This is a genomic window from Pseudomonas sp. TWR1-1-3 (assembly GCF_049896805.1).
GTDB lineage: Bacteria > Pseudomonadota > Gammaproteobacteria > Pseudomonadales > Pseudomonadaceae > Aquipseudomonas > Aquipseudomonas bubulae.
This window is the reverse complement of sequence record NZ_JAFCUZ010000003.1, coordinates 312,314-335,419: the sequence shown is the minus strand read 5'-3', so window position 1 is coordinate 335,419 and position 23,106 is coordinate 312,314. Positions and strand designations below refer to the sequence as shown.

21 protein-coding genes and 2 pseudogenes are annotated in these 23,106 nt (G+C 58.5%); 6 read left to right on the top strand and 17 right to left on the bottom strand.

Going from position 1 to position 23,106, the window contains the following annotated elements; genetic code table 11:
• Positions 1-126: 126 nt before the first annotated feature.
• The 6 genes from ACP7BE_RS14375 to exbB all read right to left on the bottom strand — a co-directional run bounded on the left by ACP7BE_RS14375 (position 127) and on the right by exbB (position 6,922).
• The gene (locus ACP7BE_RS14375; RefSeq protein ID WP_169916456.1) at positions 127-1,521 is read right to left on the bottom strand and encodes an aminoacyl-tRNA deacylase and HDOD domain-containing protein; all 1,395 of its coding nucleotides are present in this window, start codon (positions 1,519-1,521) and stop codon (positions 127-129) included.
• 75 nt (positions 1,522-1,596) lie between these two features.
• Positions 1,597-3,672: an ATP-dependent DNA helicase RecG gene (recG, locus tag ACP7BE_RS14370; RefSeq protein WP_094999710.1), complete on the bottom strand. Its 2,076-nt coding sequence runs from the start codon at positions 3,670-3,672 to the stop codon at positions 1,597-1,599.
• Positions 3,673-3,683: 11 nt separating this feature from the next.
• Positions 3,684-4,604, bottom strand: a complete 921-nt coding sequence (locus ACP7BE_RS14365; RefSeq protein ID WP_094999711.1) for a hydrogen peroxide-inducible genes activator — start codon at positions 4,602-4,604, stop codon at positions 3,684-3,686.
• Positions 4,605-4,766: 162 nt separating this feature from the next.
• Positions 4,767-5,513 (bottom strand): TonB family protein, encoded by a 747-nt coding sequence (locus tag ACP7BE_RS14360; RefSeq protein ID WP_094999712.1) that lies wholly within the window; start codon positions 5,511-5,513, stop codon positions 4,767-4,769.
• Complete coding sequence (gene exbD, locus ACP7BE_RS14355; protein ID WP_016782713.1) at positions 5,510-5,935, bottom strand: TonB system transport protein ExbD; 426 nt, start codon at positions 5,933-5,935, stop codon at positions 5,510-5,512. Before exbD ends, ACP7BE_RS14360 begins: the two co-directional genes overlap by 4 nt.
• A gap of 6 nt (positions 5,936-5,941) precedes the next feature.
• A complete protein-coding gene (gene exbB / locus ACP7BE_RS14350; protein ID WP_426106275.1) occupies positions 5,942-6,922 on the bottom strand; it encodes a tonB-system energizer ExbB in 981 nt (326 codons plus the stop codon).
• A 189-nt stretch (positions 6,923-7,111) separates the two neighbouring features.
• On the opposite strand from exbB, the gene ACP7BE_RS14345 reads away from it, so the two are divergent.
• On the top strand, positions 7,112-7,969 hold the full coding sequence (locus tag ACP7BE_RS14345) for an NAD-dependent epimerase/dehydratase family protein (RefSeq protein WP_094999714.1): 858 nt from the start codon (positions 7,112-7,114) through the stop codon (positions 7,967-7,969).
• Positions 7,970-8,002: 33 nt separating this feature from the next.
• On the opposite strand, the pseudogene ACP7BE_RS14340 reads toward ACP7BE_RS14345, so the two are convergent.
• The 6 genes and pseudogenes from ACP7BE_RS14340 to ACP7BE_RS14315 all read right to left on the bottom strand — a co-directional run bounded on the left by ACP7BE_RS14340 (position 8,003) and on the right by ACP7BE_RS14315 (position 13,327).
• Positions 8,003-8,759: pseudogene (locus ACP7BE_RS14340) on the bottom strand (hypothetical protein).
• A gap of 67 nt (positions 8,760-8,826) precedes the next feature.
• Positions 8,827-9,207 (bottom strand): RidA family protein, encoded by a 381-nt coding sequence (locus ACP7BE_RS14335; RefSeq protein WP_016782709.1) that lies wholly within the window; start codon positions 9,205-9,207, stop codon positions 8,827-8,829.
• Positions 9,208-9,231: 24 nt separating this feature from the next.
• A complete protein-coding gene (gene spoT, locus ACP7BE_RS14330; protein WP_016782708.1) occupies positions 9,232-11,337 on the bottom strand; it encodes a bifunctional GTP diphosphokinase/guanosine-3',5'-bis pyrophosphate 3'-pyrophosphohydrolase in 2,106 nt (701 codons plus the stop codon).
• Positions 11,338-11,397: 60 nt separating this feature from the next.
• On the bottom strand, positions 11,398-11,661 hold the full coding sequence (gene rpoZ, locus ACP7BE_RS14325) for a DNA-directed RNA polymerase subunit omega (protein ID WP_016782707.1): 264 nt from the start codon (positions 11,659-11,661) through the stop codon (positions 11,398-11,400).
• 168 nt (positions 11,662-11,829) lie between these two features.
• On the bottom strand, positions 11,830-12,450 hold the full coding sequence (gene gmk, locus ACP7BE_RS14320; RefSeq protein WP_016782706.1) for a guanylate kinase: 621 nt from the start codon (positions 12,448-12,450) through the stop codon (positions 11,830-11,832).
• Between the two features lie 13 nt (positions 12,451-12,463).
• Entirely contained in the window at positions 12,464-13,327 is an 864-nt protein-coding gene (locus ACP7BE_RS14315) for a YicC/YloC family endoribonuclease (RefSeq protein ID WP_095017870.1), read from the bottom strand.
• 206 nt (positions 13,328-13,533) lie between these two features.
• On the opposite strand from ACP7BE_RS14315, the gene rph reads away from it, so the two are divergent.
• The 3 genes from rph (at position 13,534) to ACP7BE_RS14300 (ending at position 16,588) form a co-directional block, all read left to right on the top strand.
• Complete coding sequence (gene rph, locus ACP7BE_RS14310) at positions 13,534-14,256, top strand: ribonuclease PH (RefSeq protein ID WP_016782701.1); 723 nt, start codon at positions 13,534-13,536, stop codon at positions 14,254-14,256.
• 49 nt (positions 14,257-14,305) lie between these two features.
• The gene (locus ACP7BE_RS14305) at positions 14,306-14,674 is read left to right on the top strand and encodes a DUF4870 domain-containing protein (RefSeq protein ID WP_094999718.1); all 369 of its coding nucleotides are present in this window, start codon (positions 14,306-14,308) and stop codon (positions 14,672-14,674) included.
• 639 nt (positions 14,675-15,313) lie between these two features.
• Positions 15,314-16,588 (top strand): hypothetical protein, encoded by a 1,275-nt coding sequence (locus tag ACP7BE_RS14300; RefSeq protein WP_130872188.1) that lies wholly within the window; start codon positions 15,314-15,316, stop codon positions 16,586-16,588.
• Positions 16,589-16,664: 76 nt separating this feature from the next.
• Here ACP7BE_RS14300 and ACP7BE_RS14295 read toward each other — a convergent pair whose 3' ends face one another.
• Positions 16,665-17,444, bottom strand: a complete 780-nt coding sequence (locus ACP7BE_RS14295; protein ID WP_016782698.1) for an exodeoxyribonuclease III — start codon at positions 17,442-17,444, stop codon at positions 16,665-16,667.
• Positions 17,445-17,527: 83 nt separating this feature from the next.
• On the opposite strand from ACP7BE_RS14295, the gene pyrE reads away from it, so the two are divergent.
• Positions 17,528-18,169: an orotate phosphoribosyltransferase gene (gene pyrE, locus ACP7BE_RS14290; protein WP_094999720.1), complete on the top strand. Its 642-nt coding sequence runs from the start codon at positions 17,528-17,530 to the stop codon at positions 18,167-18,169.
• A 62-nt stretch (positions 18,170-18,231) separates the two neighbouring features.
• Here pyrE and argB read toward each other — a convergent pair whose 3' ends face one another.
• From argB to coaBC, 4 genes and pseudogenes are all read right to left on the bottom strand, one after another.
• Positions 18,232-19,137, bottom strand: coding sequence for an acetylglutamate kinase (gene argB, locus ACP7BE_RS14285; RefSeq protein ID WP_016782696.1), 906 nt, complete (start codon positions 19,135-19,137; stop codon positions 18,232-18,234).
• Positions 19,138-19,162: 25 nt separating this feature from the next.
• A pseudogene (locus ACP7BE_RS14280) lies at positions 19,163-20,584 on the bottom strand (phosphomannomutase/phosphoglucomutase); the annotation flags it as partial.
• 55 nt (positions 20,585-20,639) lie between these two features.
• Positions 20,640-21,095: a dUTP diphosphatase gene (gene dut / locus ACP7BE_RS14275; RefSeq protein ID WP_016782694.1), complete on the bottom strand. Its 456-nt coding sequence runs from the start codon at positions 21,093-21,095 to the stop codon at positions 20,640-20,642.
• A 5-nt stretch (positions 21,096-21,100) separates the two neighbouring features.
• On the bottom strand, positions 21,101-22,309 hold the full coding sequence (gene coaBC / locus ACP7BE_RS14270; protein WP_094999723.1) for a bifunctional phosphopantothenoylcysteine decarboxylase/phosphopantothenate--cysteine ligase CoaBC: 1,209 nt from the start codon (positions 22,307-22,309) through the stop codon (positions 21,101-21,103).
• 122 nt (positions 22,310-22,431) lie between these two features.
• Between coaBC and radC the strand changes: the two genes are divergently transcribed.
• Positions 22,432-23,106, top strand: coding sequence for a RadC family protein (gene radC / locus ACP7BE_RS14265; protein WP_095017867.1), 675 nt, complete (start codon positions 22,432-22,434; stop codon positions 23,104-23,106).

Here is a 23,106-nt window from a genome sequence, read left to right as displayed (position 1 = left end):
ATCAAGAGCCCCTCACCCTAGCCCTCTCCCAGAGGGAGAGGGAACTGACCGCGCGCGATTTCAAGAACACCGACAATCAGCTCCCTCTCCCTCCGGGAGAGGGATGGGGCTTGTGCTTTTAGCTATTCAAGCCTGACCGAACTGCGCCGCCATCTCGCGCAGCAACACTTCAGCCTCCAATACTTTGCCCACCACCGCCTCAGCCTTTTCTCGTGGCACGCCAAGACGCTCGAACAACGCATCCGGCAACGGCGCACACGCACCGTGACCGACTCCGCGGCTGCGCAGCAAGCCCAGCGCCACACACACCAGGTTCGGATACTGCGCATCCACCCCCACATAAGCCGGGTCGTGTTGATAGCGTACGGCAATCGCCAGCTCATCCGGCATCCCCCAAAAGCGCATCAGCCAGGCGCCCATCTGTTCACGGCTGATACCCAACAGGTGCTGCTCGATCAGGCTGTGGCTGACATGGGGGTTTACCTCAAGATGCCGGCAGATCAGCGAAAAATGCGGCGGAAACACATGGGCCAGCAGCAGGTAACCAAAATTGTGCAGCAACCCGCCCAGATAAGTCATGCCGACTTCGGGGCGCTGCTCCCGGGGCATGGCCCGGGTCAGCCCTTCAATCACCGCCGCGGTGTAGATCGACTGCTGCCAGTAAGGAGTGCTCGATTGCGGATGGTCCTTGGGCAGGCTCAGGGTTTTGCCCAGCGACAGGCTGAGTGCCAGGTTGATCACCAGATCAACCCCCAGCACGCGCACAATGGCGTCTTCGACCGAGCGAATCTTGCTCTGCGAGGCGTAAAACGATGACGAGGCCCAGCTCATGACCTGCGCCGCCAGCGCCGGGTCAGTTTCCACCACGCTGGTGATTTCATCGATGGTTACGTCAGGGTCGGAGCGCAGCCGCATGATTCTGCGCACGCTCTCGGACAGCGGTGGCAGTTCGATGGTGGCCTCCAGCCGCTGCTGGATGCGCCGCGCCGTGAAGGCCTGCACTGCCCGGGTGATGGCCTCGCCATCGTCCCCGCCGAGATCAGGTGTGATGGCGCCCAAAGGCTCGCCAAAACGGCCGGCGCTGGCGTTTTTGAGCAGGGGTTTGAAGTCTTGCTGGGCAATCTCCAGCCACAGGCCCGGTTCACCCGTGCTGATTAGCAGCGAGGGTTGTTGCAGCAAGTGTTCTTCGTACAGGCAGGGCGAGTTGACCAGCGCCGGCAAGCCCGGCAGCTGGCTCAGGCCATGCTTGTCCAGCAAGACCTGCAGGCGCTCCGGCGCAACGGCGGTCATGCGCCGCCCGGTCAAGTCGGCCAGACGGTTCAGATCAAGTAAATGATTCTGGGTGAACAGCACCAGCAGGGGACCGATCGAATCGTCGAGCAGTACGGCGTGCACCTTGCGCGCAGGGTCGAGCCCCGGGTGATCCGGGACTTTGCGATAGGCAACAGCCAGGTCACCGAGCAAGCGCCCGATAACGGACGGCGTGCTCGCAGCAACAAGGGCACTGGCAACTTCAGTCATGGTCTGCATCCGTTCTGTACAACTTGATTTTGATTAGCTCTTGATCGGCCGCCGGGCCATTTACTGAATGGTCTTTTACACCTGACCATATTGCTGACCGTGGCGCAGCCAGCGATCAAGCAGGGGGCTGACATGGCTCGGCCAGCGTTCGATCAACGCCTGGGCGGCCTCGCGCACGGCGGGCAGCAGGTCGGCATCGCGCATCAGGTCGGCGACCTTGAATTGCAGAAGACCGGTCTGGCGAGTGCCGAGCATTTCGCCGGGGCCGCGCAGTTCGAGGTCTTTTTCGGCGATCACAAAGCCATCGTTGGTCTCGCGCATGATGCCCAGGCGCTGACGGCCGATTTGTGACAGCGGCGGGTGATACAGCAGCACGCAATGGCTGACGGCACTGCCCCGGCCCACGCGACCGCGCAACTGGTGCAGCTGGGACAGGCCGAGGCGCTCGGGGTTTTCAATGATCATCAAGCTTGAGTTGGGCACGTCGACGCCCACCTCAATCACCGTGGTGGCCACGAGCAATTGCAGCTCGCCAGCCTTGAAGCGCGCCATGACTTCGGCTTTTTCAGCGGGCTTCATTCGCCCGTGAATCAACCCGACGCGCAGCTCACCCAAGGCGCTGGAGAGGTCTTCAAAGGTGGTTTCGGCAGCCTGGCAGGTCATTTCTTCAGACTCTTCGATCAGGGTGCACACCCAATACGCCTGGCGCCCTTCAGCGCAGGCGGCGCGCACCCGCTCGATCACTTCGAGACGCCGCGTATCGACCACCAGCACCGTATTGACCGGAGTACGGCCCGGCGGCAGCTCGTCGAGGATCGAGGTGTCGAGGTCGGCATAGGCGCTCATGGCCAGGGTGCGCGGGATCGGCGTGGCAGTCATGATCAGCTGGTGCGGGCACATCACCCCGCCCACGCCCTTGTTGCGCAGGGCCAGACGTTGCTGCACGCCAAAGCGGTGCTGTTCGTCGATGATCACCAGCGCCAGGTTTTTGAACTGCACGTTGTCCTGGAACAGAGCATGGGTACCGACCACCATCGGTACGCCGCTGGCGATTTGCTCCAGCGCACTGACCCGGGCCTTGCCCTTGAGCTTGCCGGCCAGCCACGCCACTTCAAGGCCCAAAGGCTCGAGCCAGCGCTTGAAGTTGATGAAGTGCTGCTCGGCGAGGATTTCCGTGGGGGCCATCAGGGCAACCTGATAACCCGCCTCAAGTGCTTGTAACGCTGCCATCGCCGCAACCACGGTCTTGCCGGAGCCCACGTCGCCCTGAATCAGGCGCAACATGGGTTCGGGCTGACTGAGGTCGTAGGCAATCTCGTTGCCAACCCGGGTCTGCGCGCCCGTCGGCGGGAAACCCAGATTGGCGAGGAACTGCACTGGCAGTTTTTTCGCCTTGGGCAACGCCGGGGCTTGTTGTGAACGCAGGCTCTCGCGCAGTCGCTGTTGCGACAGCTGGTGAGTCAGCAGCTCCTCAAAGGCCAGGCGGTGCTGGGCCCAGTGATGGCCCAGGGCGAGTTCTTCAACATCAGCATTGGCAGGCGGCTGATGCAGATAGCGAATGGCTTCATCCAGCGGGGCCAGTTGATAGTCCTTGGCCAGCTCCGGCGGCAACCAGTCGGGCAGGCTGCGCGGGCCGAGCATGGCCAGGCTTTGCTGGCTGAGCTGACGCAGGCGCTGTTGGGTCAGGCCTTCGGTGGTGGGGTAGATGGGCGTCAGCGTGGTGTCGACAGGTGGCGGTTCGTCGCCGGTAATGGCGCGGTATTCGGGATGGTAGATCTCCAGCCCCGAAGCGCCGGGGCGGGCTTCGCCATAGCAGCGCACTTCGGTGCCACGTTTGAGGCTTTCCTTCTGCGCATTGCTGAAGTGGTAGAAGCGCAGACTCAGGCCGCCGGTGCCATCGTTGATGCGCACCAGCAAGCTGCGGCGCTTGCCCATGACCACGTCGGCGCCAATGACCCGGCCCTCGACAACGGCATCCTGACCGGGGCGCAAAGCGCCAATCGGGACAACGCGGGTGCGGTCCTGATAGCGCAACGGCAAATGGAACAGCACGTCCTGGACGTTTTCCAGTCCGACCTTGGCCAATTTTTCGGCCATGGCCTCACCGACGCCCTTGAGCGCGGTGACCGACACTTTCGACAACTCGGTCATTGCAGTGGCACTTAGGTCGCGGCAGGCGGCTTGGCCACCGAGCACAGGCGGATCGAGTCGGCGAGGATTTCAATCGCCTTTGGCCGCGGGAAGCTGGCGCGCCAGGCGATGGCAACGGTGCGGAACGGTACCGGCGGGGTCAGCGGACGCACAGCCAGGATGCCCGGGGCATAGTGATGACTGTCGACAGCCGACAACGGCAGGATCGAGATACCCAGGCCGGAAGCGACCATGTGGCGGATGGTTTCCAGCGAGCTGGATTCGACCGTGGTGTGCATGGCGCCATCATTGCCTTTGGCCACAGTCGGGCAGGCTTCCAGCACCTGATCGCGGAAGCAGTGACCTTCGCCCAGCAACAGCAGGCTCTTGTCGTTGAGCAGGCTGGCGTCGATGGTGTCTTTTTTGGTCCACGGGTGCTCGCTGGGCATGAGCACGTAAAACGGCTCGTCATACAGCGGCATGGTCAGCACGTCGGCTTCCTGGAACGGCAGGGCGATGATGATTGCATCCAGCTCGCCGTTGCGCAGTTTGTCGCGCAGCACATGGGTGAAGTTTTCTTCGATATACAACGGCATCTGCGGGGCAACCCGGTGCAGTTGCGGGATCAGATGCGGGAACAGATACGGACCCACGGTATAGATCGCGCCTACTTTAAGCGGAGCGGTCAGCTGGTTCTTGCCGGCCTGAGCCAGTTCGCGAATGCCCTGGGCCTGCTCCAGCACCTTTTGCGCCTGGGCCACGATGGCTTCGCCCACGGGGGTTACACGCACGGCACTTTTGCTGCGCTCGAAAATCAGCACACCGAGTTCGTCTTCCAGTTTTTTCACACCCACCGACAGGGTCGGCTGGCTGACATGGCAGCGCTCGGCGGCGTGGCCGAAGTGCTGCTCTTGGGCGAGGGTAACGATGTAGCGTAATTCTGTAAGCGTCATAGCGTGCGTCCCTGTGGTTGCGGGCCAAGCATAGCGGCTGCAATCGATAGACGCACGTTATCAGACATTACCCTCAGAGCTACAGTAGCCAATCAAGGTATGACTGGTTTTTTATCCAGACCGCAGATGCACAAAGGGCACCCTGAGGTGCCCTTTGTGGTGTTAGCGCCGACGTTTATCGATGGAATAAACGAAGGGTGCCACGATCTCGATGCTGCCATTGGTCAGCATTTCAGGCGGCGGCTTGGGCAAGGGTTGTGCCCGGCGAATCATTTCCAGGGTGGCCCGGTCCAGATCGGCGTTGCCAGAGCGCCCTACCAGTTCGTAGGACAGTACCTTGCCTTCGGCGTCTACCACGAAGCGCAGACGGTTCAAGCCTTCCTTGCCACGGGATTGCGCAGCAGGCGGGTACTTTTTGTACTTGCCCAGGTGACTGAGCAAAGTGCCTTCCCAACTGGCCTTGGCCGCCAGTTGTTGCGCCGACGGCCCCGGTGCCGGTGCAGCGGATTTCTCGCTGGTATTTTTGGTCGGCGTTGCGTCGCTCGGTTTCTCTTCTGAAGGTTTCTCTTTGACCGGGTCCGGTTTTTCCACAGGCTTGGGCGGTTGAGGCTTTTGCTTGGGCTTGACCGGTTTGGGTACAGAAATCTTCGGTTTGGGCGCTTCGGCCAGCTTGGGTATCGGCAACTCTTCCACCGGCGCCGGGGGTTGTGGCGGTGTCACCACTTTGGGCGGCGCAGGCGGCGGTGGTGCTGGCAACGGCGCCAGGTCAACCATCATCGCTTGCGGCGGAAGTTCGATAGCGCGCGGGTTGGACCATTGCAGGGCCAGAATCACGGCCACGGCATGGATGGCCAACACCGCGGCCAGGCTGATTGCGTAACGCGTCATCTTTTGGCGCGCTATGGTCATTTCTTGGCTGCCGTCTCAAGTCCGACCAGACCCACCTTCAAATAACCCGCTGCGCGCAAAGCATCCATCACGCTCATCAGGTCACCGTAGTCCACGCCCTTGTCGGCCTGGAAGAAGATCGTCGTGTCTTTGTTGTTGTGGGTCCTGGCATCCAGGGTCGGGCCCAGGGCTTCAACCGTGACCGGCTCTTCGCCCAGGTACAGGCGCTGATCAGCCTTGACGCTGAGGAACACCGGTTTCTCAGGGCGAGGCGCCGGTTTGGCGCTGGAAGCAGGCAAGTCAACCTTGATATCCACAGTGGCCAGCGGTGCTGCCACCATAAAGATGATCAGCAGTACCAGCATCACGTCAATAAAGGGGGTGACGTTGATTTCATGGTTTTCGGCGAGATCGTCATCGCCTTCTTTTAAATGCAGGCCCATGGCCGATTACCCCACTTTCACCATGTGCGGTTGCGAGCTGCGCTCGGGCGGCAGGTGATCGAGGTCACGGCTAACCAACAGCAACACTTCAGCAGACGCATCCGCCACCTGGGCCTTGTAGCCGGTGATGGAGCGGGCGAAGACGTTGTAAATCACTACCGCAGGGATCGCTGCGACCAGACCCAGTGCCGTGGCCAGCAGGGCTTCGGCAATACCCGGCGCAACAACTGCCAGGTTGGTGGTCTGGGTTTTGGCGATGCCGATAAAGCTGTTCATGATGCCCCATACGGTACCGAACAGACCGACGAACGGTGCTGTGGAACCGATGGTGGCGAGTACGCCAGTGCCGCTGCTCATGTTGCGACCGCACGCTGCAACCAGACGCTCAAGACGGAAGCTTACACGCTCCTTGATGCCTTCTTTTTCACGGCTGTTGGCCGACAGGCGCATTTCTTCAAGGGCGTCCTGCACCAGCAAGTGGGCCAGGGTGCCTTCTTTGCCAGCCGTCTCGCTGGCTTCTTTCAAGGTGCGAGCTTTTTTCAGTTGGGCAATTTCACTGCGCAGACGACGCTTGGCACCCAGGACTTCAAAGCCCTTGGCAATCCAGATCGTCCAGGTGATGATCGAAGCAATAGCCAGGCCGATCATTACGATTTTGACGATGAAGTCTGCGTTTTTGTACATGCCCCAAGGCGACAGGTCATGGGCCATGCCCAGGCTGTTGTCTTCTTCTGCGACTATTTGCGGCGCGTTATCGGCTGGCGCAGCAGCGCCTTCAACCAGTGTAGGATCAGTCGTACCCGGTGCAGCAACAGGTGCCGGGGCAGCTGCTTCAGTGGCCGCGTGCACGGCCGGGGCAGCAGGCTCGTCGGCAAATGCCGCAACAGGTGCCAACATCAAGCTGAACATCAGCGCCGCCACCCCACGCCAGACGCGTGCAGGGCTCGAAGGCTGGGTTGGCGAAGCGGTGGGATGATTGCGTGTCATGCTAGCCGGACCTGAGAAAAGTAATGAGGTAATGCCCTACAACGCGTTGTAAGACCAAGGGCAAAATGATGGGTTATTATTGCAAGTAATTCTTGTTAACAAAAGCAATAGCATCTGTTTTTTTCGGAAGTCACGACTTTGGTCGTGCCAAATTACGTCTTTTTGTAACTTTTCATTAGGATTTTTGCGATGCCCAAAGCCTCTGTATTGATCGTCGGATGCGGTGATGTCGGCAGCCGTCTGGCGACTCAACTGCTCGACCAGGATTGGCAGGTCTACGGCCTGCGCCGCTCCATTGACCGTTTACCCACGGGCGTTATCGGTGTGGAGGGCGATTTGTTCAGCGAGCAATGCCCGACGCAATGGCCAACCGGGCAAATTGACTACGTGGTGTACAGCGCGGCGGCGACCGAGCATGACGAAGCGGGCTATCAGGCGGCATATGTAGACGGCCTGAAAAACACCCTGAGTTGGCTGGAGCAGCATGGTCAGCGACCCAAGCGTCTGCTGTTTGTATCCAGCAGTGGCGTTTACGCCCAGAAAGACGGGGAGTGGATCGACGAAACATCGCCCGCCCTGAGCACCAACTACTCTGGCCGGATCATCCTGGATGCCGAGCGGGTGGCGCTGGAGAGTGGCATCGCTGCCAGCGCGGTACGCCTGACCGGGATCTACGGGCCGGGTCGTGAATGGCTGCTGGGGCAAGTGCGCAAAGGTTATCGCGTGGCGGTTGAGCCGCCGCTGTATGGCAACCGTATCCATGCCGATGATGCTGCGGGGCTGCTGGCCTTTCTGCTGGAGGCTGATCGTCAGGGCAAGGCGCTGGATGACTGCTATATAGGTGTGGATAACGCACCGGCGCCACTGGCAGAAGTGGTGGACTGGTTGCGCGAGCGGTTGGGCATTACCGAATGGGCCGCCGAAGCGAGCGTGCGCCGCGCAGGCAGCAAGCGCTGCAGCAATGCCCGCGCCAAGGCGCTTGGCTGGGAGCCGCGCTATTCGAATTATCGCGAGGGCTATGCTGCGATTTTGGGGGAGCAGGCCTGAGAGTTGTCTTGTAGGAGCGGGCGTTTGGTTGGCTTACAGCTTCTCCAGCGCCCACTCACGCTTGCCCGGGTAGAACTGGGGCATTTCGTCGGGCGCTGAGACGTCCACCGCCTCGAAGATTTCAAGTGTGCGGCCTTTGCGCACAAAAATATGCGCTGCGCCCATTTCCCCCTGCTGAAGCCAGAGGCTGTCCAAACCGCCGCTCATAGTGGCGCAGTCACCTCCCAGGCACAGCTCATAGCCATTGATGCCAGGCAATCCACTGACTTGCCCCTTGGGCGAGAATGTCACCCTGACCTGCACCACTCAGTACGCGCCATTCGCCCCCGAGATAGGCTGACTTTAGTGCCTGCTCAAAATGCACCGATTTGAACAAATCTGCATTTGTGCCCCGGGAAACTTCACCGACATCACTTTGAGCTGGACGTACGAACGCCTGCCGCGGAAAGAATTCAGTCGCTGCCTGTATTAATTCAGAGCCTTCGAGCTTCAGGTCAGTATTCTCACCGCCATAGAAATTGACCTTCCACGACGCGCTGCCATCAGGCACCAGCGTACCCTCGTCCCGCTCAAAGCTGCTTCGCCAGGTGGCCTTGGCGTTTTCGGCGTCGATGCTCCATTCCAGGGTTGGCCCTGACGACGACAAGGCGTCAAGCAGGCCGCCACCCTTGGCCGCTTCATCTATTGCTGCCTGATTTATCCAGATGCCACTGATATCACGGGGGGCGGGTTCGCTGGCACAACCACCCAAAACAATGGAGAGCAGTGACAACACTAGCGCTTTGCGCATGGTGGAATCCTTTTGAAGCCGGGAAGAGCGGGGGGTGGCGCAGCATGAAGACGCTGCGCCGAGGGCGTTACTCAATAACCAGAATAGCGTCCATTTCTACCTGCGAGCCCTTTGGCAGTGCAGCAACGCCAATTGCGGCGCGGGCCGGATAGGGTTGTTCGAAGTAGGTGCCCATGATCTCGTTGACCTTGGCGAAGTGGCTCAGGTCAGTCAGGAAGATGTTCAGCTTGACGATGTCCTTGAACGAACCGCCTGCGGCTTCAGCGACCGACTTCAGGTTTTCGAAAACCTGGATGGTCTGGGCTTCAAAGCCTTCAACCAGTTCCATGGTTTTTGGGTCCAGCGGGATTTGACCGGACATGTAGACAGTATTGCCAGCTTTGATCGCCTGAGAATAAGTACCGATTGCAGCAGGTGCCTTGTCGCTGGTGATAACAGTCTTGGACATGGGTGACTCCTTGTAATTAGATGGCTACGCACGCATGCGAGTGATGCGGATAACCCCGGTAAGGGCGCGCAGTTTTTTGATCACGCGGGCCAGGTGTACACGGTCGTGTACGCTGACCACCAGTTGGACCACGCTGATGCGACCATCGCGTTCGTCCATGCTGATCTTTTCGATATTGCCGTCGGCAGCGTTGACGCTGCTGGCCAACAGCGCAATCAGGCCGCGCTGGTGTTCCAGTTCGACGCGCAATTCAACGTTGAACTCGCCGGTAACGTCCTTGGCCCACGACAGCTGAATGCACTTTTCGGGGTTGTGGCGGATTTCACTGATATTGCGGCAGTTGTCCAGGTGCACGACCATGCCTTTGCCTGCGGACAAATGGCCAACGATCGGATCCCCCGGGATCGGCGTACAGCATTTGGCGTAGCTGAGCACCAGGCCTTCGGTGCCGCGAATCGCCAGCGGGCCTTCCGGGCTCGGCAATGCTTCGCCTTCGCCCAACAGGCGTCGGGCCACCACGTAGGCCATGCGATTGCCGAGGCCGATATCTTCGAGCAGGTCTTCGATCTGCTCCAGGCGGTACTCCTGGAGCATGGCCTGAACGCGTTCGGCCGGGATCTTGTCCAGCGCGCTGTTGAAGCCGTTAAGCACCTTGTTGAGCAGGCGTTCGCCCAGGTTGACCGACTCGGAACGGCGTTGCAGCTTGAGCGCATGGCGAATATGGGTACGCGCCTTGCCGGTGACCACAAAGTTAAGCCAGGCCGGGTTGGGGCGGGCACCGGGAGCGCTGACGATCTCGACCGTGGAGCCGCTTTGCAGCGGCTCGGACAGCGGTGCGAGACGCCGGTTGATGCGACAGGCGATGCAGCTGTTGCCCACGTCGGTGTGCACCGCGTAGGCAAAGTCGACGGCCGTGGAGCCTTTGGGCAGCTCCATGATCCGTCCTTTGGGCGTAAACACGTAGACCTCGTCCGGGAACAGGTCGATCTTCACGCTTTCGATAAATTCGAGGGAGTTGCCGGCGCGTTGCTGCATTTCCAGCACGCCCTTGACCCATTGCCGCGCCCGGGCGTGGGTGCCCGTGTGCTGCTCGTCGCCACTGGACTTGTAAAGCCAGTGGGCGGCGATGCCGTTGTTGGCCATTTCTTCCATTTCACGGGTACGGATCTGGATCTCGATCGGTACGCCATGCATGCCAAACAGCGTGGTATGCAACGACTGGTAGCCGTTGGCCTTGGGAATGGCGATGTAGTCCTTGAACCGGCCCGGCAGGGGCTTGTACAAATTATGTACAGCGCCCAGCACGCGGTAGCAGGTGTCGACCTTGTCGACGATGATCCGGAATGCGTAAACATCCATGATCTCGTTAAAGGCCCGGCGTTTGCCGCGCATCTTCTTGTAGATGCCGTAGATATGCTTTTGACGACCGCTGACTTCGCCCTGAATGCCATCGATGGCCAGGCAGTGGCTGAGCGATTCTTCAATTTTGTTGACGATTTCCTTGCGATTGCCCCGGGCGCGTTTGACCGCCTGATAAATGCGCGCGGAGCGCATCGGGTACATCGCCTTGAAACCGAGGTCTTCGAATTCGATACGAATGCTGTGCATGCCCAGCCGATTGGCGATGGGTGCGTAGATTTCCAGGGTTTCCTTGGCAATCCGTCGGCGTTTTTCGCCGGACAGCACTTCGAGGGTGCGCATGTTGTGCAGACGGTCAGCCAGCTTCACCAGGATCACGCGGATATCGCGTGCCATGGCCATGGCCATCTTCTGGAAGTTTTCAGCCTGGGCTTCGGCCTTGGTTTCGAAGTTCATCTGAGTCAGCTTGCTGACTCCATCGACCAGGTCGGCCACGGTTTCGCCGAACTGCGCTACCAGCGCTTCCTTGGCAATACCGGTGTCTTCAATCACGTCATGCAGCATGGCCGCCATCAGGCTCTGATGGTCCATATGCATGTCGGCAAGGATATTTGCCACTGCCAGCGGATGCGTGACATAAGGCTCGCCGCTGCGTCGGCGTTGGCCGTCGTGGGCTTGTTCTGCGTAGAAGTACGCCCGGCGGACCAGATTGACCTGGTCCGGGCCGAGGTACGCCGACAAGCGATCGGCGAGGGCGTCTATGCTCGGCATGAGGAAACCTCCTGCCAAAACTTTTTACCCTTCGCCGTGCTACGTCGACCGGGCATAGGCTTAGTTCGCCTCGTTGGACTCGTCCTCGAACGCTGCGAACAGCGGTTCGTCTTCGACGATTTCAGCGTTGGCGATAAACTCGTAGCTCATCAGGCCTTCTGCGATTTCGCGCAGGGCAACAACGGTAGGCTTGTCGTTTTCCCACTGCACCAGAGGCTCTTTACCGCCGGTGGCCAGTTGACGGGCACGCTTGGTAGAGAGCATGACCAGCTCAAAGCGGTTATCCACGTGTTCTAGACAGTCTTCAACGGTTACGCGGGCCATGGTCTTCCTCGTAGCAAATGCAATATGCGCGCTGCCCGGATGGGCGAGCGGACTGAACAGTTTAAAAAATCACCAGCCATTAGGGAAGCGCTGATTTTTCCGTCACTGCTCCTAAAACCTCTGTAAGCGCCAATGTAAAGCCCTTACAGGGGTTTTGGGAAGTGTTCATTAACCGAGCAGTTCGGCCAGTAATTTGCCAAAACGCTGTTGCTGGCGTTTTTGCTGAAGGCGATTGGCACGGAAAATGGCCTTCAAGTCTTCAAGTGCCAGGGCAAAATCGTCGTTGATGATCAGGTAGTCATAGTCCACATAGTGGCTCATTTCACTCACGGCTTCGCGCATGCGAGCGTCAATGATTTCGTCGCTGTCCTGGCCGCGGTTGTCCAGACGCTGACGCAAGGCTTCCTGGCTTGGCGGCAGGATAAAGATCGAGCGCGCCTGCGGCATCAGCTTGCGCACTTGCTCTGCACCTTGCCAGTCGATTTCCAGAATCAGGTCGTGGCCTTCATCCAGGGTCTGCTGCAGGTGGCTTTGCGAAGTGCCGTAAAGGTTGCCGAACACTTCGGCACGTTCCAGGAAGTCACCGTGCTCGATCATTTTCACGAACTCTTCGCGCTCGACAAAATGATAGTTCACGCCATTCACTTCACCTGGGCGCATGGCACGGGTGGTGTGCGAGACCGATACCCGGATCTGCGGCTCAACGTCGATCAATGCCTTGACCAGGCTGGTCTTGCCTGCGCCCGAAGGAGCAGAAACGATATAAAGGGTGCCAGTGCTGTGGGTCATGTCAGGGTGTGCCTTACTCAATATTCTGTACTTGTTCACGCATCTGCTCGATCAACACCTTGAGGTTGACCGCCGCTTGGGTGCTGCGTGGATCGAATGCCTTGGAGCCCAGGGTATTGGCCTCGCGATTCAGTTCTTGCATCAGGAAGTCCAGGCGTCGCCCGGCAGCACCCCCCGACTTGAGTACGCGGCGTACTTCAAGAATATGGGTGCTCAGGCGGTCCAGCTCTTCGGCCACGTCGCTTTTTTGCGCGAGCAGAACCATTTCCTGTTCAAGGCGCTGGGGGTCAAGCTCGGCCTTCATGTCGGCAAAGCGATCGAGGACCTTTTGACGCTGGGTGGCGAGCATTTGCGGTACCAGCTCGCGCAGCGTTTCGACATCGCTTTCGATGGCGGTCAAGCGATCGCTGATCAGTCGGGCCAGTTCCGCGCCTTCGCGCTCACGGCCGTTTTTCAGTTCTTGCAGGCCTTGCTTGAACAGCGCCAGGGCCTGGGTGTTCAAGGCTTGCGGGTCGCTGGCATCGGCTACCAGAACACCGGGCCAGGCCAGGACTTCCAGCGGGTTGAGCGCGGCAGGCTGCTTGATCAGGCTGGCGATGGTCTCGGCGGCGGCCACCAGCTGGGCGGCACGCTCGCGGTCAACCTGCAGCGGCTTGCCGGTGGTTTCTTCAGTGAAACGCAAAGTGCATTCCAGCTTGCCCCGGGAGATGCCCTGGCGCAGCGCTTCACGCACCGCGCCCTCGAGGTCACGGAAAGATTCAGGCAGACGCAGGTGCGGCTCCAGGTAGCGGCTGTTGACCGAACGCAGCTCCCAACTCAGGGTGCCCTGAGTGCCGGCGCTTTCGACGCGGGCAAAGGCGGTCATGCTGTGCACCATGGACGGTACCTCGCGATTGGATGAGTTAAGCCTGGCGGCAGGTTAGACGACAGATTGTAACGCAGTGCGGGCAACTGCCCCAAATGGCGTCGGTCGTAAATACATCCAATCTTCGTTCCCCGCCAGGGTTCACAGACGCGCCCTGCGCAGCCATGGCCTTTCCTTTATAATGCTCGGCAGTTTTCCGTCCCGTACAGGTATCCCACATGAAACGTCCAAGTGGTCGCGTTGCCGATCAGCTCCGCCCGATCCGCATCACCCGCAACTACACCAAACACGCAGAGGGTTCTGTACTGGTCGAGTTCGGTGACACCAAAGTCATCTGCACCGTCAGCGTCGAGAATGGCGTACCGCGGTTCCTCAAAGGCCAGGGCCAGGGCTGGCTGACTGCCGAATACGGCATGCTGCCACGCGCCACCGGCGACCGTAACCAGCGCGAAGCCAGCCGCGGCAAGCAAGGCGGGCGCACCCTGGAAATCCAGCGCCTGATCGGCCGCTCCCTGCGTGCTGCACTGGATATGTCCAAACTGGGCGATATCACTTTGTACGTAGACTGCGACGTAATCCAGGCTGACGGCGGCACCCGCACTGCCTCGATCACCGGCGCCATGGTTGCTCTGGTCGACGCCCTGAAGATCATCAAGAAGCGTGGCGGCCTCAAAGGCGGTGACCCGATCAAGCAGATGATCGCGGCGGTATCGGTGGGCATGTACCAGGGCGTACCGGTACTTGACCTGGATTATCCTGAAGATTCGGCAGCCGAAACCGACCTCAACGTGGTGATGACCAGTAGCGGCGGTTTCATCGAAGTTCAGGGCACCGCCGAAGGCGCACCGTTCCAGCCTGAAGAGCTGAACGCCATGCTGGCACTGGCACAAAAAGGCATGAACGAAATTTTTGCCCTGCAACAAGCGGCATTGGCCGACTAAATTGCCGGATTGACTGTCAAAGCCTTCAAACGACCAACCGGAGAACGTGATGAGTGAGCTGGATCTTTCAACACCCAAACCGGGCCGCGACGCCCGGAAATGGGCGATGTTCTGTCATTTTTCGGCGTTCCTCGGGATGTGGTTTCCGTTTGGCAGCCTGATCGGCCCGCTGATCCTGTGGCAGGTAAAGCGCGAGAGCGACCCGTTTATTGACGACCAGGGCAAGGAAGCACTGAACTTCCAGATCACCGTGGCGATTGCTTCGGCCATTTGCTATGTGCTGATGTTCGTGCTGATCGGCTTTGCGCTGCTGGGCCTGGTACTGATTGGCGCGGTAGTGCTGGTGGTGATTGCAGGGGTCAAGGCCAATGACGGGGTGGTGTACCGTTATCCCTTCACCTGGCGGCCGATCAAGTAACGTTTCAGTCAGCAACTCAGGCGCCTTGTTGAAAAGCCCACCTCGGTGGGCTTTTCTACGCTTGCTGGTTGCGGGAGCCAAATCAACAGGTGAGTGGACGTCAGTACGATGCTTTGTTTATCCAGGCATTCGTTTAACGACAACTACTTACTTATGCGCGCTAAATAAACCATGCCTTTAAGAGAGCCTCATTTTAAAGCGCACCGTTATTTATCGCGCCATGTTAGTGCAATGGCCATCTGTGAATACCGAATTTAAAAAAAAGACCAAGTGGCACTTGAAAATATTCTATTGACTATTTGTTTTTGCTCGTCTAGTTTTTATGTCGACTGCTTGATCAGTCTTCGCCACTATCTTTAAGGATAAAGATATTATGAAAACTGCCGTGATGAACTCTCAAAAAGGTGCTGCACCCCATTGCTCTGCCGGCAGTGGACACCGATAGAAGCAGAGATAGCGATCCAGTATTATAAAAACTTTTGTTTCTCAATAAAAATACCAAGCAATGTATCCCGTCCTGCCACCCGCGCTGGAAGTGGATGAAATCTGGCATCATCTTATCTTGGATATGCGAACTTATAGGGATGCCTGTTAGCCTATATTTGGGCATTACATGATAACCCTATGGAAACGTCGAACGTGAAGTTGACCTATGAGCAAAATCTAAAGGAAAACTTATGGAATTTTATTGTCAGTCGACTCTTTCCATTTTTTGGCATTTCCATCGCTGCGGCGCTGCTCGCGCACAAGAATATTGCCGATCTTCCTGTGTTCGCCTATGTCCTGGCGATCTTTTCAGTTATATCTACCCTTTTCTACATGCCGCTGGCGGCCATTGGCAATATCGTTCATCATCAAAAAAATGCGCTCACTCCCCAGGCAATCTTTGAGAGCGGACTGTCGATAGCGGTTTTATTCGCTGCCATTGCGTTTGCCGCAGCCCTTGCCGTATTCGCTTACCTCCCCTCCATCCGTTTTCTGGACAGCCTTGACAGGGATAAACTTTTTTACCTGTCTCTTATTTATATTCCGGCCATCCCTTTGCTGGTAATCAATACCTTCACCCATCTTTTCCACGAAGCCTCTGGACACTCCTTGCCGTGTGCAACCGTAAAGAAGTGGTGCACGTGTGCAGGCTGCGCATTCCTGATGTTTTGTTTTGTTTTTTGCAGCAAGCACGACTTTGTTTTCTTGGCTGTTGGCTACTTCTTGATTGTCGAAACAGCCCTCTTCATCTCCCTGGCCTGCCTCTCTATGCGGCTCGGATACCGGCACATCCTCGTCAAGCCAAAAATACTGGCAGACGTCGTTTCAATGGGCTTTCCTATTGCCGCCGGGGTAGCGGGGCAAAAATTGTACTTTTACCTGCTTAACGGCAAACTGCTGTCGCTGAATGAAAGCCTGGTTGCCGATCTTTCGATCTGTATGTCTATTATCGGATTTCTCAGCATTCCGGTCATAGCGTTCGCTCAGCTTCATAGCGTCTATACCAGCCAGCATATCGTGGATGCGGACAAGATCTACCCGCGCGGACAACTAGCCGCCGCCGTGCTCATGGCCGTGATTGCAGGGGGTTTTTATGCGCTGGGAAGCGGTTTGTTTTTTATCTTTGGCGACCGCTCGCTGACGTTTACCAGTGAAGGATTTGTGGCGATATGCATGTCGGTATTGAGCTCGCTTTACTTCTCGCTCACGGCAAGCCACTTGCGGGCAATGCGAGACACCCTGATCCCTCAAGTACTGATCAATACCTTTATGCTTGCAGGGTTTATCCCGGTCATTTACCTGTATGACTTTAATAGCCCTTCAATCTATCTATTCATCGTACTGCAGGCTGTTGTCACTTTTATTGCCGCTGTGCTTTTGCAGTACCGGATACGCACCTTGCATAAACGAACGCCCAGTTTCGCCTGAAAGTGCCTCGGATACAAAAAAGGCCCCCGCCCTTGATAACAGAGCGGGAGCCTTTTTCTGGATCTGCGATCAACACTTAGATAGTCAGTGTCCAGTCGTAGTCCACGATCAATGGCGCGTGCTGCGAGAAGCGTGGCTGACGCGGCATGCGAGCGCTTCGTACAAAGCGGCGCAAGCCCGGTGTCAGCAGCTGGTAGTCAAAACGCCAGCCCAGATTCAGCATCTCGGCCTGTTCGTTATCCGGCCACCAGCTGTACTGGTCACCTTCCCGACTGACTTCACGCAGGGCATCGACATATCCCATGTTGCCGACAATCTCATCCATCCAGGCCCGTTCAGGCGCCAGGAAGCCGGGCGATTGCTGGCTGTCGCGCCAGTTTTTAATGTCGAGTTTCTGCTGCGCCACATACAGCGAGCCGCAGTAGATGTACTCACGACGCTTGCGACGCTGCTTATCCAGGTAGCGGGCAAAGTCGTCCATTAGCTTGAATTTTTGATTCAAGTCTTCATCGCCGTTCTGCCCCGAAGGGAGCAGCAAGGTCGCGATGCTGACCTTATCGAAATCGGCTTGCAGGTAGCGCCCGTAGCGATCGGCCGTCTCGAAGCCAAGCCCGGTGATGACTGCTTTCGGCTGTAACCGCGAGTACAAAGCCACGCCACCTTGGGCGGGGACTTCGGCGTCACAGGCATAAAGAAAGTAGCCATCGAGCTGGTAGGCTGGATCGTCCAGTTCAAAGGCGGAGGCACGGGTGTCCTGCAGGCAGATAACGTCGGCATTCTGAGCTTGCAGCCAACTGAGCAAACCGCGCTCGACTGCCGTCTGAATACCATTGACGTTCACACTGATGATCCGCATAAATGGCCCCAAAAATCACGTGCGTGTATGATACACGCCGTCTTACTAATTAGCTAAATCCGTGGTATCTGGGGACTTTTTTCATGCAAGCGTATCAGCGCGATTTCATCCGCTTTGCCATCGATCGTGGCGTTTTGCGCTTCGGTGAGTTCACCCTGAAGTCGGGCCGTACCAGCCCTTACTTCTTCAATGCCGGGCTGTTCAACACCGGCTCTGCACTGGCCCAGCTGGGGCGCTTCTATGCTGCCGCCATCGTTGACAGCGGTATTTCCTTCGACGTGCTGTTTGGTCCGGCCTATAAGGGCATCCCCCTGGCGGCGACCACTGCCGTAGCGCTTGCCGAGCACCACGACCGTGATCTGCCGTGGTGCTTCAACCGCAAGGAAGCCAAGGCTCATGGCGAAGGCGGTAGCCTGGTTGGCTCGCCGCTTGAAGGCGATATCCTGATCATCGACGACGTGATCACGGCCGGTACCGCTATCCGTGAAGTGATGCAAATCATCCAGGCCCAGGGCGCCAAGGCGGCCGGCGTGATGATTGCTCTCAACCGTCAGGAGCGCGGCAATGGCGAGCTGTCGGCGATCCAGGAAGTCGAGCGCGACTTCGGTATTCCGGTGATCAGCATCGTTTCGTTGAACCAGGTTTTGCAGTTCCTGGCCGAAGACGAAACCCTCAAGCAATACCTGCCAGCCGTTGAAGCGTACCGGGCGCAGTACGGGATTTAATCCCCTCGCCCATCAAAAAGCCCCGCCCGGATCACTCCGGGCGGGGCTTTTTTTGGTTCTGCTTAAGCCGGTTTGCTGTTGGTAATCAGCGTACCCACACCGGTATCGGTGAAGATTTCCAGCAGTACGGCATTCGGCACGCGACCGTCGACGATATGCGCCGTGGTCACGCCACCTTGCACGGCTTCCAGCGCGCAGCGGATTTTTGGCAGCATGCCACCATAAATGGTGCCGTCGGCGATCAGGTCATCCACCTGAGCGGTAGTCAGGCCGGTCAGCACCTTGCCTTCCTTGTCCATCAAGCCGGCGATGTTGGTCAGCAGCATCAGTTTCTCGGCCTTGAGGGCTTCGGCAACCTTGCCCGCCACCAGGTCGGCGTTGATGTTGTAGGACTCGCCATTGGCGCCCACACCGATTGGCGCGATAACCGGGATGAAGTCACCCTTGGTCAGCATGTGCAGCAGGTCGGTATTGATGTCGATGACCTCGCCCACATGACCGAAGTCGATGATTTCCGGCTTGGTCATTTCCGGCGTCTGACGGGTCACGACCATCTTTTTGGCGCGAATCAGCGTCGCGTCCTTACCGGTCAGGCCGATGGCACTGCCGCCGTGGCGGTTGATCAGGTTGACGATTTCCTTGTTCACATGGCCGCCCAGCACCATTTCCACCACATCCATGGTTTGCGAGTCGGTCACGCGCATGCCGTCGATAAAATGGCTCTCGATGGATAAACGCTTGAGCAGATCACCGATTTGCGGGCCGCCACCGTGGACTACGACCGGGTTGATACCCACGGCCTTCATCAGCACGATGTCACGGGCAAAGCCGGTTTTCAGGTCATCGTTCTCCATAGCGTTGCCGCCGTACTTGATCACCAGCGTCTTGCCGACGTAACGGCGAATGTAGGGCAGCGCTTCGGACAAAACCTTGGCGACGTTGGAGGCGGCATCACGTTCGAGGGTCATTCAGGGCTCCGGTAGAACAAGTCGATCAAAACGGTAGTTGGAGATCAGGTGCCACACGCTTCAATTGAGCGTGAAAGACATCCTTGATGCGTTGCAGTTCGGCCTCTGTTTCGGCCTCGAATCGCAGCACCAGCACCGGCGTGGTGTTGGAGGCGCGAACCAGGCCCCAGCCATGAGGGTAGTCAACCCGCACACCATCAATGGACGTCAACTCGGCGGCCTCGCCCCATTGAGCATCGTGCAGAGCCTCAATGATGCTGAATTTGCTCTCGTCCGTCACATCGATATTGATTTCAGGCGTAGAAATATCGTTCGGGAAGGTCTCAAACAGCTCTTCAGCGGTTGCCTGACGCTTGCTGAGGATCTCCAGCAGGCGCGCAGCGCTGTAGATACCGTCGTCAAAACCGAACCAGCGCTCTTTGAAAAAGATATGCCCGCTCATTTCACCAGCCAGCAGGGCGCCGGTTTCTTTCATTTTCTTTTTGATCAGGGAGTGACCGGTTTTCCACATCAGCGGGCGGCCGCCACAGGCTTCAATCCAGGGTGCCAGTCGACGTGTGCACTTCACGTCGAAAATGACCTCGGCTGCCGGGTTAAGCTCCAGGACATCCTGGGCAAACAACATCAGCAAACGGTCCGGGAACACCATGGTGCCGGTGTTGGTCACCACGCCCACGCGATCGCCATCACCATCGAAGGCCAGGCCTACATCGGCATTGCTTTCCTTGACCTTGGCAATCAGGTCCACGAGGTTTTCCGGCTTGCCCGGGTCAGGGTGATGGTTGGGGAAGTTGCCATCCACCTCACAGAACAACGGGATCACTTCACAACCCAACGCTTCAATCAGTTGCGGTGCAATCACGCCAGCAGCGCCGTTGCCGCAATCGACCACTACCTTCAAGGGCTTGGCCAACTTGATGTCACGGGTAATCACTTCGGCGTAGCGCGACAAGATGTCAACGCGTTCAATGCTGCCTTCGCCCCAGGTCAAATCGTTGGTTTTCAGGCGTGTATGCAATGCCTGAATTTGTTCGTTGGCCAGCGTATCGCCCGCGATCACGATTTTAAAACCGTTGTAGTTCGACGGGTTGTGGCTGCCTGTGAGCATGACCCCCGACTTGCCTGCCAATACGTTAGCCGCGTAATACAGGGCGGGTGTCGGCACCAGCCCCACATCACTGACCTGGCAGCCACTGTCCGCCACACCCTGGATCAGGCGTTCGACCAGCTCAGGGCCAGACAAGCGCCCATCCCGACCTACCGACACATGGGGCTCACCCTTGGCCAGGCTCTCGGCGCCAATGGCGCGGCCTATCCAGTACGCGGTTTCAGCCGTCAAGGTTTCCGGCACCACGCCACGAATATCGTAGGCGCGAAAAATGCTGTCAGGGAATTTCGGTGCGACCGAAGCTGAGCTACTCATTGTAGGGGGAGACTCCATGTTCAGAGGGGTTCGGGGATGCGTGAAAGGCCAGGCAGGACGCCTGGCCTTGAAATACAAATCAGAGCTTGCCGGAGTGGCCAAAACCGCCAGCGCCACGCTGGCTTTCGTCGAACTCTTCGACCAGCTCAAAGTGCGCCTGCACTACCGGCACCAGCACCAGTTGAGCGATACGCTCGCCGATGGTGATGTTGAAGGCGGTCTGGCCACGGTTCCAGCACGACACCATCAGTTCGCCTTGATAGTCAGAGTCGATAAGGCCGACCAGGTTCCCCAGTACGATACCGTGCTTATGGCCCAGGCCCGAGCGCGGCAGGATCAGGGCGGCAAGGCCCGGGTCGCCGATGTACACCGACAGGCCGGTGGGGATCAGCAGGGTCTGGCCCGGCTCCAGAACGGTGTCTTCTTTAAGCATGGCGCGCAGGTCCAGGCCGGCAGAGCCAGGAGTGGCGTACTGCGGCAGCGGGAATTCGTTACCAATGCGAGGGTCGAGGATTTTGGCTTGCAAAGCGTGCATACGAGTTAAACCTGGTTCAGACGTTCGGCGATAAAAGTGACCAGCTGGCGGGCAATCTTGCCCTTGCTGGTCTGGGCAAATACGGTGGCGTGCAGTTCGCGATCGATCACGCTGCAGGCGTTCTCTTCGCTGTTGAAACCGATGCTGGGGTTGGCCACATCATTGGCGACAATCAGGTCGAGGTTTTTGTCTTTGAGCTTGCGCGCAGCGTAATCGAGCAAGTTCTCGGTTTCTGCGGCAAAGCCGACACTGAAAGGGCGATCAGGGCGTGAAGCGATAGTGGCCAGAATGTCTGGATTGCGCACCATTTGCAGCAACAGGCCGTCACCCTTGGTAGGGTCTTTCTTTAGTTTTTGCGGGGCAATGACTTCTGGGCGGTAGTCTGCAACAGCAGCAGACGCTATAAACACGTCACAGGGGATCGCCGCCTCACAGGCTGCGAGCATGTCACGGGCACTGACCACGTCGATACGGGTCACGCGATCCGGGGTCGGCAGGTGTACCGGGCCGGTAATCAGGGTCACACGGGCGCCGGCTTCCACTGCTGCTTCAGCCAGGGCGAAGCCCATTTTTCCGGAGCTGTGGTTGGTGATGTAGCGCACCGGGTCGATGTTTTCCTGGGTAGGGCCTGCGGTGATCAGCACGTGCTTGCCGGTTAGCACCTGACGCTGAAAACACTCGGCGGCGCAGCTCACCAGATCATCCGCTTCGAGCATGCGGCCAAAGCCCACGTCGCCACAGGCCTGGCTTCCGGAGGCCGGGCCAAACACGCGCAGGCCGCGGCTTTCGAGCAACCGGGTATTGGCCTGGGTGGCCGGGTCGCGCCACATGGCCTGGTTCATCGCCGGAGCGATGGCAACCGTGGCATCCGTGGCGAGCACCAGGGTGGTCAGCAGGTCATTGGCCAGGCCTTGGGCAAGGCGGGCAATCAGGTCAGCGGTTGCAGGTGCAATCAGTACCAGGTCGGCCCACTTGGCCAGCTCGATATGCCCCATGGCCGCTTCAGCCGCAGGGTCGAGCAAATCCAGATGAACGGGGTGCCCGGACAACGCCTGCATGGTCAGAGGCGTGATGAATTCGCTGCCGCCACGGGTCATGACAACCCTTACTTCCGCGCCTTGGTCCAGTAGACGGCGAACCAGCTCTGCACTCTTGTAAGCCGCGATGCCGCCGCCGACGCCCAAAACAATGCGTTTTCGATACAGCCGCTGCATAGGCCTGCCTTTTAGTTCGATGATGACTGCGCAGAAAATGGCCAAATGCCGCGCAAAAATGATGGGCTAAGATAACACAGCGCCTGCCAGGGAACAGCGGCGCCCATTTACAAGGAGGTGTTATGAGCATTCGAGATTGGCCTGCGGCGGAGCGCCCGCGGGAGAAGCTTTTGCAACACGGATCAGGCAGTCTTTCAGACGCCGAACTGCTGGCAATCTTCTTGCGCACCGGGGTTTCGGGCAAAAGTGCAGTCGATCTGGCGCGCCATCTGCTCAGCGAGTTTGGCAGCCTGCGGGCCTTGCTCGAAGCCGATCTGCGCGCATTCTGTCTCCCGCTCGGGCTGGGCCCGGCCAAGTTCAGCCAGTTGCAGGCCGTACTCGAAATGAGCCGCCGCCACCTGGCCGAACGCTTGCGCCGCGACAGCGCGCTGGAGAGCCCGCAAGTCGTTCGGGATTATCTCAAGTCATTGCTGCGCCATGAGCCGCACGAAGCCTTCGGCTGCCTGTTTCTGGACTCCAGGCACCGCATGCTGGCCTTCGAGGTGCTGTTCAGGGGCTCGATAGACAGCGCCAGTGTCTACCCGCGCCAGGTGGTCAAGCGTGCCCTGGCGCACAATGCGGCAGCGGTGATTTTCTGCCACAACCATCCCTCGGGCATCAGCGACCCCAGCCAGGCTGACCGCACGTTGACCAAGCGCCTGATCCAGGCGCTGGATCTGATCGAAGTGCGGGTGCTGGATCATTTTATAGTCGGTGACGGCCAGCCGCTTTCAATGGTCGAGCGCGGCTGGATGTAA